Below are 13,031 nucleotides of genomic sequence, written 5' to 3'. Positions count from 1 at the left end.
AAGTTGGTTTGTGTGCATGCGATTGTGACGCGCTTGACCCCCCCTAAGGGGCCGTGCTCTACTGACAAAGTGCTGAAGAGTCCACCGCAGACGCCCTCATCGCGGCCGGCGGCCTCGCCCGCTCCCGGGGCGAGCGAGGTCTTCCAGCTGCTGCGCGACGGCCGTCCGAGGACGCGGGCGGAGCTGGCCCGGCTGACCGGGCTGGCGCGCTCCACCGTGGCGTCGCGCGTGGACACCCTCATGGCGCTGGGCCTCGTCACCCCCGACGGAGGAGCCGCCTCGACCGGCGGCCGCCCGCCGTCGCTGTTCGCCCTCAATCCCGGCGCCCGGGTGGTGGTCGGCGCGGACTTCGGCGCCACGCACGCCCGGGTGATCCTGGCGGACCTCTCCGGCCGGGAGCTCGCCGAGGAGCGCCAGGCACTGGCGATCGACGAGGGACCCGACGCGGTCCTGGGCTGGCTCGTGCGCACGGTCGCCCTGCTGCTCGAGCGCGGGAACCGTCCGGTCTCGGAGCTCGCCGCCATCGGCATCGGGCTGCCCGGGCCCGTCGAGCACCGCACGGGCCGGCCGATCAATCCCCCGATCATGCCCGGCTGGGACCGCGCCGACGTCCCCGCCCTCGTGCAGACCCGGTACGACGTGCCCGTGCTGGTCGACAACGACGTCAACATCATGGCCCTGGGCGAGCGGAGCTTCTTCTGGCCCGAGACCACCGAGCTGATGTTCGTCAAGGTGGCCACGGGCATCGGCGCCGGGATCATCTCCGGCGGGGCGCTGCAGCGCGGGGCCCAGGGGACCGCAGGGGACCTCGGCCACGTCCGCGTGCCGCGCGGCGGCGAGGTCCTCTGCCGCTGCGGCAACACCGGCTGCCTCGAGGCGCTGGCCGGGGCGCCCGCGCTGGTGGCGGCGCTCAACGCGCAGTCCTCCGGTGAGCTCGGCACCAGCCAGGACGTGGTCGACCTCGTCCGCTCCGGCGACGCCCGGGCCGTCCAGGCGATCCGTCAGGCCGGCCGGGACATCGGTGACGTCCTGGCCACCTGCGTGAACCTCATCAACCCGTCCGTGATCGTGATCGGCGGCAGCCTCGCCCAGGCCGGTGAGCACCTGCTGGCCGGGATCCGCGAGGTCGTCTACCGGCGGTCCCTGCCCCTGGCCACGGAGCACCTGCGGGTCGCGCCCTCGGTCGCCGGGGACCGGGCCGGGGTGATGGGGGCGACCGTGATGGCCGTCGACCACGTCCTGTCCCCCGAGTCCATCGAGGCCGCCTGCGCCGCCCTGACCACGGGCTGAGGGCCTCCGCGGCGCAGCGTCACGGGGCCAACCCATGAGCCGGCGCCGAGACGATCCGAGGTCATGCTCGACGCCCGGCATCCGGACACCAACCGGGCAGATCCGAGATGGCTCTGATTGCCGGGCGTGTTCCTGCCTGGAAATGGAAACTTCAGGCGACCGGCACGCCGCTTAGACGTTCGACTGTCGCTCGCAATTCGTCGCTGAACTGGAAGATGTCCTCCAGCCCGTCGATGCGGTGACGGGTCTCTTTCTTGTCCTCGTCGAAGAGACCGATGTACTTCTGCCCGGTGTTGAAATGCAACCGGGCGATCGACTTGCGGTTGTTGTCATCGAGCAGGACCGCACAGTAGGACTTGGCATCGCGGTAGACCACACGCTGAGGCTTGACCTGCCCGCACACAATCGCCCGGATGATCTGGAAGGCCTCCAGCTCCTCGATGGTGGTCATCACTCCGTCGCTGGACTCATTCAGGTCCTTCTCCACCTCCGCCTCGCTCGCCACCGCCTCCGCAGGAACACCAGCGGAGGTGACAGGTACCGGGGTGCTGCCCGCGCCCAAGGCGGTGGTCAGCCGGTTGTTCACCTGCTCGTTCAGGAACTGCTGGGCAGCCTTGGCCACCAGCGGGGTGAACTGGTCACGCACCTTCTGGGTGAAGGCCCCTTCGTAGACCTTCATGGTGAAGAACTTGACCCACTCCACATCGGGCTCTTTGAACTGAGCGGAAATGGCGCGCTTGATCGCACCGATGTACTTGAGCTCCCCGGCGGCGCTGATGATGGAATCGAGGTCGAAGACCTCCTTGGACAGCTTCTGCAGCTCCGGGATCAGCGTGGTGTCGATGTCGGCCAGGTCCAGGACGAGAAAGGGCTTGGCATCCATCTTGTTAGGAGCGTCCAGGTCTGTGTAGAAGTGATAGACCTCCCCGTTGGTCAAGATGGCAATCCGAGCATTGGTGGCAGCGAAGTACCGGAACAGCTGGGAAGCGTGCTCCAGCTTGAGCGGTGCGCCGACGTGCTTGCACTCCACCAGCATCTGCACCTTCTCGTCGTGCACGATGGCGTAGTCGATCTTCTCCCCCTTCTTCACCCCCACATCGGCGGTGAACTCCGGGACGACCTCCAACGGGTTGAACACGTCGTAGCCCAAGATCGTGGAGATGAACGGCATGATGAACGCGTTCTTGGTCGCCTCCTCGGTTTCCAGGGACGCCTTCTGCTGCGCCACCTTGTTGGCCAGTGCTGCGAGTCGTTCGGTGAACTCCACGGTTCCTCCTGGGGGTCGACGTTCAGTTCACATTCATACACAGCATGGCATCTCGCCCCTACCTTTCGGGCAGTCAGCTGTCACTTGTTGCGTCATCATGAAGCGCAGTCGTGCCGCAGTCCGATTCGCGGGCGTGGGCGGCCTGATCGACCGGTTCAGCGATCCGACTGACGCGGCTGTCCTCGCTGGCTCGCGGGACGTGACGGCTGGTGCCGTGACCCACCACCGGAAGGCAGTTCCAGGACAGGGTTGGGCCCTGACGGACTGGGGACGGACTGGTTCGCTGTCGAACTCGACGCTCGCGGCCGCGCAGGAGCGGCCGGCGCGTGCAGAACGGGCGGGCGCCTCCGTGAGGCGCCCGCCCGTTCTGCGGTGCATGCGGTTCAGTTGCGTGCGCTGCCGGTGTTCGTGCCCTCGCCGGAGTCGTCGCGGTGGTAGAGGTACTCGTTGCCGTGCTGGTCCTTCTCCACGTAGAAGTGCTCCTGCACCTCCTGGTACCACTGCTCGGCGGCCTCGCTCATGTGCTGGCCCTCCTGACCCTGGGCGAGGCGGTCCCCCGGCCCGTAGACCCGCATCGCGATGGCGTTGAGCCGGTCGAGGATGCGGTGCGGCTGCTCCCCGTCCCGTGCGGTGGCCTGCTTCTTCTTCACCATGGCGTCCCCCGATGCCGATGTGATGGTGGTCACCATTCTACCGCCGGCACAGAAAGGGAGCGGGCGGCCCTCCGGCCGGTATCGCCGGTGGGCCGCCCTTCGTATCGCGCTCCGGAGGAGCTACTCGATGTCGCGGATCTTCTTGAGGGAGCCGGTCGTGGTGCGGTACTCCCGGACGTAGTCGGGCTGCTCCGGGTGGTCGATGCTCGGGGCGTTCTCCGGCTCCGAGCCGTGCACGTAGTCCGGCGCCACCACGAACTCCTCGTCCACCGCGCCGTCGCTGCTGCGGCGGTGGAACTCCTCCGGGGGCAGCACCCGCCGCCACTGGCGGGTGGGCAGGACGCCGATCTCGCCGGCGTCCTCGCGCAGGGCCCTCAGGAGCGAGTAGATCATCAGGTAGCCCAGCACGAAGAAGGGCAGGCCGATGAGGATGGCCACGTTCTGCAGGGCCGCCAGTCCCGTGGTGCCGGTGGCGGTCAGCAGGATCGCGGCGATCAGGCCGATGGCCACGACCCAGAACACCCGCTGGTGGACCGGGGCCTCCTCCTCATGGCCGCTGCCCATGGTGTCCATGACCAGGGCGGCGGAGTCGATCGAGGTGATGAAGAACAGCACCACGATGAGCACGCCCACCGCGGAGGTCACCGTGGAGAACGGGAAGTTCTCCAGGAAGACGAACATCGCCCCGGGGATGTCGCCCTCGTCGACGACGGCCTCGACCAGTCCCCCGCCCCCGTTGAGCTCGATGTTGAACACGCCCATGCCGAAGATCCCGAACCAGATCACCGAGAACAGGGTGGGGAACGCGAGCACGCCGGAGACGAACTGGCGGATGGTGCGGCCGCGGGAGATGCGGGCGATGAAGATGCCCACGAACGGCGACCACGTGATGGTCCACGCCCAGTAGAAGACGGTCCAGCCGCTCTGCCACCCGGTGTCCGCGAGCGTGTCGTTCCAGAAGGCGAGCGCCGGGAGCATCGAGAGGTAGGTGCCGGCGGACTCGACCATGCCCCGGAGCATCATCACGGTGGGCCCCGAGACGAGGATGAACACGAGCAGGCCGATCGCGATGAGGATGTTGGTGTTCGACAGCCGCTTGATGCCCCGGTCCAGGCCCAGGGCCACGGACACCGAGGCCACCAGGCTCACGGCGGCGATGATGAGGATCTGGGAGAGGGCGGACTCGGAGATGCCGAAGAGCCGGGCCAGGCCGCTGTTGATCTGCATGGTGCCCAGCCCGATGGAGACCGCGACGCCGAAGAGGGTGCCCACGATGGCGAGGATGTCGATGCCCCGGCCCACGGGGCCGTGGATGCGCTCGCCCAGCAGCGGCTGGAACATGGAGCTCACCCGCGGCGGCAGGTTGCGCTTGTACATGAAGTAGCCGAAGGCAGGGCCGGGAGGGTGAAGATCGTCCAGGTGTGCAGTCCGAAGTGGTACAGCGTGAAGCCCATGGCCTCGGTCGCCGCCTCCATGGACTCGGGCTCCACGCCCTGCCGCGGCGGGTTCGCGAAGTGGTTGACCGGCTCGGCGACCGCCCAGAACATCAGGATCGTCCCGATCCCGGCGGCGAATAGCATGGAGAACCAGGACAGGTTGGTGTGCTGGGGGCGTTCGTCGTCGGCCCCGAGACGCACCTGCCCGAAACGGCTGATCATCAGGTAGATGAGGAACAGCAGGAAGACGGTCACCCCGAGGATGTAGAACCAGCCGAGCTGGTCCATGACCCAGGCGGAGCCCTGCGCGAAGAAGGCGTCCATCGCGTCGGTGAACACCAGGGTCAGGACCACGAAGGCGATGATGATCAGGCGGAGCCGAAGAAGATGGCAGGACTGGTCCGCAGCCGCAGGGCATCGTGCAGTGAGTTGAGCATCGGAGAGCTTCCCCGGCCGCCGGCCACGTCGAGCGGACCGCCGCCGTGTCTGGACGACGTGCTTCGGTCGCCCTCGACCCTACCCGGATGTGACGCAGAGTTACAGGCGGCGGGGACGGGCCGGGGACGGCAGGCGGGGCTCGACGTGCCACTCCCACCAGGCGTCCACCCGGTCGAGCAGCCGCTGGACCGAGTCGTCGTTGGCCAGCACGGTGTCCGAGACCGCGGCCCGCTCCTCGTCCGTGGCCTGGGCCGCGATCCGCGCCCGGGCGTCCGTCTCCGTCATCGCACGGTCCTCGACCATCCGGCGCACCCGCTCCTCCACGGGGGCCTGCACGGTGAGCACGTGGTCGAAGCGCTCGTGCTGGCCGGTCTCCACCAGCAGCGGGATGTCCTCCACGAGCACGGCGTCCTCGCCGGCGGCGGCGGCCAGCCGTTCGGCCTCCGCCCGCACCAGCGGGTGGACGATCGCGTTGAGCCGCTGCCGGGCCTCCGGGTCCCCGAACACCAGGGCGCCCAGGGCGGCGCGGTCCAGCCGCCCGTCAGGGGTCAGCACCGAGGGTCCGAACTCCTCGACGATCCCCTCCAGGCCGGGCTGCCCGGGTTCCTGCAGGGCCCGGGCGATGGCGTCTGCGTCGATCACCGTGGCGCCGAGCTCCGTGAGCCGCCGGGAGACCGTCGACTTGCCCGAGGCGATCCCGCCCGTGAGTCCGATGGTCAGCATGCGGCCATGGTAGCCGCCGGGCGCGGACGGGAGCGCGCGCCTCCCCGGCGGCCGCGACGGCGGTCAGCACGTCCGGGGGCCGCACCCGCGGCCCGCCGGGGCGAGCTCCGCCGCCGCGTCGGCGGCGCGGGGCACGTTCCGCCCCGGCGCGGGCCCGTCCGCTCGGTGCCCTCCACCGATCCGGGCAGCAGCAGCGGCCCCGTCGAGGGAGCGCCGGGGCCGCCCTAGAGTGGGGAGCATGGACCCGGACCCCCTGCTCAGTCGCGCCACCGGCTACACCACGCTCGCCGCAGGGACCGAGGCGGTGGCGGAGCTGGAGATCAAGCGGTCCCGGTTCCTGGCCGTGCTCCGCCGGGCCGGCACCGAGGCCGAGGCGCGGGCCGTGGTGGAGGAGCTGCGCCGGAGCTTCCACGACGCCCGCCACCACTGCTCCGCGTTCGTGCTGGGCCCGGACCGGGACGTCCAGCGCTCCTCGGACGACGGGGAGCCGGCCGGCACCGCCGGCCTGCCCATGCTGGAGGCGCTGGTGCTGCGGCGCACGGACACGGCCGCGGGCGGCGCCGACGTCACCGACCTCTCCGACGTCAGCGCGGTGGTGGTGCGCTGGTTCGGCGGCACCTTGCTCGGCGCCGGCGGACTGGTGCGCGCCTACTCCGACGCCGTGTCCCAGGCCCTCGACGGGGCGCAGCTGGTCCGCCGCCGGCGGCAGCGCCTCTACCGCCTGCCGGCCTCGCACGCGGACGCCGGGCGGATCGAGAACGAGCTGCGGGCCACCGGCCTCACCGTGCTGGGCACCTCCTACGGGGCCGCGGGCGCCGAGCTGGGCCTCGCCCTGCCCGACGACGACGCCGCCCTCGCCGCGGCGCACTCCCGGGTGGCCGCGCTGACCGCCGGCACCGGGGTCCTGCACCCGGACGGCGTGGACTGGGTCGACTCCCCCGCCGCTCCCCCGGCCTGAGCACTCCGCGGCGGACCCGGCCGTGGGACCGGGACGGCCGGGCGGGACCGCCGGGTCGCATCGATGGCGTCCGGGGCGGGTCCGGCCGAGCCGCGGCAGCCGCTGCCGGAGCGTGACCGCGCGGGAGCGTGACCGGGCCGGAGCATGACCGCGCCGGTAGCGGCCGCGTCCGGACATGGGGACGGCCCCCGCCCTGGACAGGGCGGGGGCCGTCGGAGCGCAGTGCGGGACTGCCTACCGGTGCCGGTCGGCTCAGGCGCCGGTGAGCTTCTCGCGCAGCGCGGCCAGGGCCTCGTCGGAGGCCAGGGTGCCGGAGTCGGCGGGAGCCTCGGAGGAGTAGCTGGTCGGAGCCGGCGCGGAAGAGGAGGACGAGGAGGACGAGGAGCTCGTCGTGCCGCCGGCGGCCGCCTCGGCGTCCTCGGCGATCGACTTGCGGACCTGCTCCTTGTGGGCCTCCCAGCGGGCCTGGGCGTCGGCGTACTGCTGCTCCCAGGCGGCGCGCTGCTCCTCGAAGCCCTCGATCCACTCGTTGGTCTCGGGATCGAAGCCGGCGGGGTACTTGTAGTTGCCCTGCTCGTCGTACTCGGCGGCCATGCCGTACTGGGCCGGGTCGAACTCGGTGGAGTCCGGGTCCACGCCCTCGTTGGCCTGCTTGAGCGACAGCGAGATGCGGCGGCGGTCCAGGTCGATGTCGATGACCTTGACGAACAGCTCGTCGCCCACGGAGACGACCTGCTCGGCCATGTCCACGTGGCGCTGTGCCAGCTCGGAGATGTGCACCAGGCCCTCGATGCCGTCCTCGACGCGCACGAACGCGCCGAAGGGAACGAGCTTGGTGACCTTGCCCGGCACGACCTGGCCGAGGGCGTGGGTGCGGGCGAACAGCTGCCACGGGTCCTCCTGGGTCGCCTTCAGCGACAGGGAGACACGCTCGCGGTCCATGTCCACGTCGAGGACCTCGACGGTGACCTCCTGGCCGACCTCGACGACCTCGGACGGGTGGTCGATGTGCTTCCAGGACAGCTCGGAGACGTGCACCAGGCCGTCGACGCCGCCCAGGTCCACGAAGGCACCGAAGTTGACGATCGAGGAGACCGTGCCCGTGCGGACCTGGCCCTTCTCGAGCTTGTGCAGGAAGTTGGAGCGGACCTCGGACTGGGTCTGCTCGAGCCAGGCACGGCGGGACAGGACCACGTTGTTGCGGTTCTTGTCCAGCTCGATGATCTTGGCCTCGATCTGCTGGCCGATGTACGGCGCGAGGTCGCGCACGCGGCGCATCTCGACGAGGGAGGCGGGCAGGAAGCCGCGCAGGCCGATGTCCAGGATGAGGCCGCCCTTGACGACCTCGATGACGGTGCCGGTGACGACGCCGTCCTCCTCCTTGACCTTCTCGATGTCGCCCCAGGCGCGCTCGTACTGAGCCCGCTTCTTGGACAGGATCAGGCGGCCTTCCTTGTCCTCCTTGGTGAGGACCAGAGCCTCGACCTCATCACCCACGGTCACGACCTCGTCGGGGTCGACATCGTGCTTGATGGACAGCTCGCGGGACGGGATGACGCCCTCGGTCTTGTAGCCGATGTCGAGAAGGACCTCGTCGCGGTCGACCTTGACGACGGTGCCCTCGACGAGGTCGCCGTCGTTGAAGTACTTGATGGTCGCGTCGACAGCGGCGAGGAAGTCCTCCTCGGACCCGATGTCGTTGACGGCAACCTGCGGGGTGGTGGTGGTCATGTAGTAGGGGCTCCGATGTGGATAGGTTCTGATCAGTCGGAACGGCACCTGCCGGCCGGCCGCGGCCGTTCCGAAGGACTGTTGGACAGGGTGCGTGCACAGCACGCACCGGCTCAGTCTACGGATGCGCCGAAAAGGAAGCAACACGCGCCCGCGCGGGCGGCGCCGGTCAGAACTGCGTGACCCCGTAGGGGGCGGTCGGCGTCTCCATGAAGTCCTGCAGGTCCCGCAGCGCATCCTCGTCCCGGGCGACGATCAGCCCGGCCTGGGCCAGGGTGCTGGCCTTGACCGCCCCGAGGTACAGGGAGCCCAGCACGTCCACCCGCATCGCCACGTCGGCCCCGTCGGGCAGCTGCACCGCGGGCACGGACCGGCCGGCGGCGTCGTCGGCGGTGCGGGGACGGTCGGCGACGCGCTCCACCACGGGCGCCCGCTGGTGGTGTCCAGCGCCCACAGGCCGTCGGCGTAGCCCATCGAGTCCACCAGGGAGATCACGATCCGCCCGCGCACGGTGTACGGGCGGGCCTCGAGGGCGGCGGCCGGGTCCAGGACCCGGACCCAGACCTTGTCCGACTCCGAGGTGACCCGGTACTGCGCGCGGTCGGTCATCGCCCACACCAGCGGGTCCTCCACGGGGGCCCGGCCGAAGCGGACCCGGTCCACGAGGTCCAGGGAGGTGACGAACTCCCACAGGGCGATCGACACGTCCGGGGAGGCGCCCACGAGGTCGAGCACGGTGAGGGTCAGCGGGTAGGAGGTGTTGGGCTCGAACCGGTAGGTGACGTAGCCGTCCGGGCGCATCGCGTCGTCGTAGTGCACGGCGCAACGCACCTCAGGGTCGGCCTTCTGCGGGGTGATGGCGTACTCCCCCGTGTACTCCGGCCAGTGGTAGGCCACCCGGCTCACCGACCCGTGCGAGCTCTCGTGGAAGCGCTGGAAGAGCACGGGGGCCAGCTGGCGCACGGCCTCCCCGTCGGCCATCTCCACGGTGCCCACCGTGGGGGCCTTCAGCTGCAGCCGGGTGGTGGCGTCGACGCTGACCTCGCGGTTGAACGTGGCGGCGCCGAAGCCGAACCGCCCGTAGATGGTCGCCTCCGTGGCGGTGAGCAGCGCCACGGGGTAGCCGTCCCGCTGCGCGCGGTCGAGGTCGCCGGTCATCAGCCGGCGCAGCAGGCCCCGGCGGCTGTGGGTGGGGCGCACCGTGACCTCGGAGATCAGCCGTGCGCGCAGCAGCCGGCCGCGGCCCACGTTGAGGGAGCCCTCCCACGAGGTGAAGGTCGCCACGGGTCGCCGGGTGGGCAGCGCCGCCTCGGGCACCGCGTGCGGATAGGCGGCCCGCAGCCGGACCCGCTCGGCGTGCATCCAGGACAGGGTGCGCTCGAGGGTCTCCTCGGTGGGCTCCGCCTGGTGGAAGCCCTGGCGGATGGCCCGGACCCACTCCACCGCGGCGGGGTTCCCCGCGGTGCCGCCGGGGCCCACCCCGAACTCCGCAAAGGTGTAGTCGTGCCCGCCGGCCGAGTAGGACTCGGTCACGGTGCCCGGGGTGGTCGGCGGTGTCGGTGCCTCGTGCGTCAGGTCCATGTCGTGTCCTTCGTCGGCGGTGCGGAGCAGGCGGTCGGGAGGAGCGGTCAGTGGGCCGCCTCGTGCCAGGACCGCCCGGCGCCCACGTTGACCTCCAGCGGCACCGCCAGCTCGGCGGCCCCGCCCATCTCCTCGCGCAGCACCTGCTCCACGGCGGCCGTCTCCCCGCGCACGACCTCGACCACGAGTTCGTCGTGGACCTGCAGGAGCACCCGGGAGGACAGGCCCTCGGCGGTGAAGCGGCGGTCCACGCCCAGCATCGCCTTTTTGATGATGTCCGCGGCCGAGCCCTGGATCGGGGCGTTGAGGGCGGCGCGCTCGGCCATGGCCCGCAGCTGCCGGTTGTCGCTGGAGAGGTCCGGGAGGTAGCGGCGGCGGCCGTCGATCGTGGCGGTGTAGCCGTCGGCGCGGGCCTGCTCCACGACCCCGCGCAGGTAGTCCCGCACGGCGCCGAACCGGGTGAAGTAGTCGCTCATCAGGGTCCGTGCCTCGTCCACCGGGATCCGCAGCTGCTTGGAGAGCCCGAAGGAGCTCAGCCCGTAGACCAGCCCGTAGCTCATGGCCTTGACCTTGGAGCGCATCGCCGCGGAGACCTCCTCCGGGGCCACGCCGAAGATCTTCGAGCCGACGAACCGGTGCAGGTCCTCGCCGTTGCGGAACGCCTCGATGAGCGCCTCGTCCCCGGACAGGTGCGCCATGATGCGCATCTCGATCTGCGAGTAGTCGGCGGTCAGCAGCTGCTCGTACTCCCGGCCCGTCCCGGGGCGCCCCACCACGAACAGGGCGCGGATGCGCCGGCCCTCCTCGGTGCGCACCGGGATGTTCTGCAGGTTGGGGTTGGTGGAGGACAGCCGGCCCGTGGCGGCGACGTTCTGCATGTAGGTGGTGTGCACCCGCCCGTCCTCGGCGATGGCCTTCTGCAGGCCCTCGACGGTCTGCCGCAGCTTGTTCGCGTCCCGGTAGGCCAGCAGGCTCGCCAGGAAGCGGTGGCCCTTGGAGTCGGGGTCGGTGCGGGTGAGCAGCTCCGCCACGGCGTCGGCGTCGGTGGTGAAGCCGGACTTGATCTTCTTGGTCCTCGGCAGCCCCAGCTCCTCGAACATCACCTGCTGCAGCTGCTTGGTGGAGCCCAGGTTCACGGGCTCGGCGATCTGGGCGTGGGCCTCCTGCTTGGCCTGCTCGATCACCCGGGCGAAGTCGTCGAGCAGGACCTGCACGCCCTCGGGGTCCACCGCGATCCCGGCCAGCTCCATCCGGCCGAGCACGACCGCCAGCGGCAGCTCCAGGTCGGTGAGCAGGCCGGTCTGGTGCGTCTCCGCGAGCTTGTCCAGCAGGTGCTCGGAGAGCTGGGTGGTGGCCACGGCCAGCTCCGCCTCCCGGCGCAGCACGGCCGGGTCCGGCCAGGGCCGCTCCTCCAGGGTCAGCTCCTGCTGGCCCTGGGCGGCGGGGCCGGTGTCCTCCGCGGCGGCCACCGTCAGGCCGAGCCGCTCCTCGAGCAGCGCCGGCAGCTCGTAGCTGCGCCGCGCCGGCTGCAGGAGGTAGGCGGAGAGCTGCGGGTCGTCCACCACGCCCTCGAGCACCAGCCCGCGCACGGACAGGGACTTCCAGACGTCCTTGACCCCGTCCACGATCTTCGCCCGTCCCGCGTCGGCGAGCCACCCGGCCAGGGCGGCCTCCAGTGCCGCGTCCGCGGCGGAGAGGTCGAGGAACACGGCGGAGGGGGCGTCCCCGCCGCGGGCCAGGACGACCCCGGAGAGCTCGCGGGACCCCGGCAGCTCGGGGTCGTCCGCGCGGTGCAGGGCGCGCAGGACCACGGGCGAGTTCCCTGCGGCGAGCCAGTCCTGCAGCTCCTCCCCGGTGCCGGGCCGGGCCACCTCGCCGAGGCCGAGGTCGGCGGGCGGGGCGCTCTCGTCCTGCGGCCGGCCGAACGCGTCGAAGAGCCGGTTGCGCAGCCCGTCGCCGAACTCGAGGTCGTCGAAGACCTCGCCCACGGCCTCGGCGTCGGGCACGGGCAGCCCGGCGTCGGCGAGGTCGACGTCGAGGCCGAGGTCGGTGACGAGCCGGTTGAGCCGCCGGTTGCGCTCCACGGCCGCCCGGTGCTCGCGCAGCGCCTCGCCCTTCTTGCCCTTGATCCGGTCCGCGTGCTCGAGCAGCGAGGGCACGTCCCCGTAGGCGAGGATCCACTTGGCCGCGAAGCCGGCCCCCACCCCGGGCACCCCGGGGAGGTTGTCGGCCTGCTCCCCGGTCAGCGCGGCGAGGTCGGGGTAGTGCTGCGGCGGGACCTTGTACTTCTCCACCACCGCGGCGGCGTCCATGTGCTTGAGGTCGGAGGGGGTGCGCCCGGGGTAGACCACCGTGACGTGGTCGTCGATCATCTGGAAGGCGTCCCGGTCCCCCGAGAAGACGAGGACCTCGTAGTCCTGCTCCGCGCCGCGGCGGGCCAGGGTCGCCAGGACGTCGTCGGCCTCGTGGCCCTCCGCGGTGACCACGGGCACCCCCAGTGCCTCGAGGATCCGCCGGATCTGCGGGACCTGGCCGTGGAACTCCTCGGGCGTCTCGTCCCGCCCGCCCTTGTACTCCCCGTACTCCTGGGAGCGCAGCGTGGGGCCCTCGAGGTCGAAGGAGACGACCAGGTGCGTGGGCTTCTGCTCCCGGACCAGCTTCACCAGCGTGTTCACGAAGCCGTACACGGCCTCGGTGTGACGCCCGTCGGAGGTGACGAAGGCGGGCCCGCCGCCGTACTCGGCGGCGCGCGAGAGCGCGAAGAACGCCCGGAAGGCCAGGGAGTGGCCGTCGACCAGCAGCAGCTTCCGCTCCGGCCGGGAGACCGGCCGGGGGATCTCGACCTCGACCGGGTGGTCGGTCTCGGCCCCCACGGTCACCGTGCGCACGCCGGCCTCGGAGCTGCTGTCGGTCAGGATCTGCTGCGTCGTTTCACTCACGGACCCATCCTAGGG

9 protein-coding genes and 1 pseudogene are annotated in these 13,031 nt (G+C 71.1%); 2 read left to right on the top strand and 8 right to left on the bottom strand.

Going from position 1 to position 13,031, the window contains the following annotated elements; translation table 11 throughout:
• Window positions 1–69 precede the first annotated feature (69 nt).
• A complete protein-coding gene (locus BJF77_RS07995; protein ID WP_075871814.1) occupies window positions 70–1,290 on the top strand; it encodes an ROK family transcriptional regulator in 1,221 nt (406 codons plus the stop codon).
• 151 nt (window positions 1,291–1,441) lie between these two features.
• Here the strand turns inward: BJF77_RS07995 and BJF77_RS07990 are convergent, their stop codons facing one another.
• The 4 genes and pseudogenes from BJF77_RS07990 to coaE all read right to left on the bottom strand — a co-directional run bounded on the left by BJF77_RS07990 (window position 1,442) and on the right by coaE (window position 5,807).
• Entirely contained in the window at window positions 1,442–2,557 is a 1,116-nt protein-coding gene (locus BJF77_RS07990) for a type I restriction endonuclease (protein ID WP_075871813.1), read from the bottom strand.
• Window positions 2,558–2,940: 383 nt separating this feature from the next.
• Window positions 2,941–3,210: a hypothetical protein gene (locus BJF77_RS07985; RefSeq protein ID WP_075871826.1), complete on the bottom strand. Its 270-nt coding sequence runs from the start codon at window positions 3,208–3,210 to the stop codon at window positions 2,941–2,943.
• Window positions 3,211–3,330: 120 nt separating this feature from the next.
• Window positions 3,331–5,083: pseudogene (locus tag BJF77_RS07980) on the bottom strand (BCCT family transporter).
• 100 nt (window positions 5,084–5,183) lie between these two features.
• The gene (gene coaE, locus BJF77_RS07970) at window positions 5,184–5,807 is read right to left on the bottom strand and encodes a dephospho-CoA kinase (protein ID WP_047803962.1); all 624 of its coding nucleotides are present in this window, start codon (window positions 5,805–5,807) and stop codon (window positions 5,184–5,186) included.
• A gap of 238 nt (window positions 5,808–6,045) precedes the next feature.
• On the opposite strand from coaE, the gene BJF77_RS07965 reads away from it, so the two are divergent.
• Window positions 6,046–6,765, top strand: a complete 720-nt coding sequence (locus tag BJF77_RS07965; RefSeq protein WP_075871810.1) for a YigZ family protein — start codon at window positions 6,046–6,048, stop codon at window positions 6,763–6,765.
• A gap of 252 nt (window positions 6,766–7,017) precedes the next feature.
• On the opposite strand, the gene rpsA is transcribed toward BJF77_RS07965, so the two are convergent.
• The 4 genes from rpsA to polA all read right to left on the bottom strand — a co-directional run bounded on the left by rpsA (window position 7,018) and on the right by polA (window position 13,016).
• Window positions 7,018–8,496 carry a 30S ribosomal protein S1 gene (gene rpsA / locus BJF77_RS07960; protein WP_047803960.1) on the bottom strand — a complete coding sequence of 493 codons (1,479 nt, stop codon included), beginning with the start codon at window positions 8,494–8,496 and terminating at the stop codon, window positions 7,018–7,020.
• A gap of 169 nt (window positions 8,497–8,665) precedes the next feature.
• Complete coding sequence (locus BJF77_RS21560; protein WP_369821376.1) at window positions 8,666–8,812, bottom strand: hypothetical protein; 147 nt, start codon at window positions 8,810–8,812, stop codon at window positions 8,666–8,668.
• Entirely contained in the window at window positions 8,752–10,077 is a 1,326-nt protein-coding gene (locus BJF77_RS07955) for a GNAT family N-acetyltransferase (RefSeq protein WP_255396182.1), read from the bottom strand. The genes BJF77_RS21560 and BJF77_RS07955 overlap by 61 nt, the downstream gene beginning before the upstream one ends.
• Window positions 10,078–10,124: 47 nt before the next feature.
• Window positions 10,125–13,016 carry a DNA polymerase I gene (gene polA / locus BJF77_RS07950; protein ID WP_075871809.1) on the bottom strand — a complete coding sequence of 964 codons (2,892 nt, stop codon included), beginning with the start codon at window positions 13,014–13,016 and terminating at the stop codon, window positions 10,125–10,127.
• Window positions 13,017–13,031 lie beyond the last annotated feature (15 nt).

This window comes from Kocuria sp. CNJ-770 (assembly GCF_001942375.1).
In the GTDB taxonomy this organism is placed as follows: Bacteria; Actinomycetota; Actinomycetes; order Actinomycetales; family Micrococcaceae; genus Kocuria; species Kocuria oceani.
Note: the sequence above shows the minus strand (reverse complement) of the source record. Positions and strands in the feature narration are given on the sequence as shown.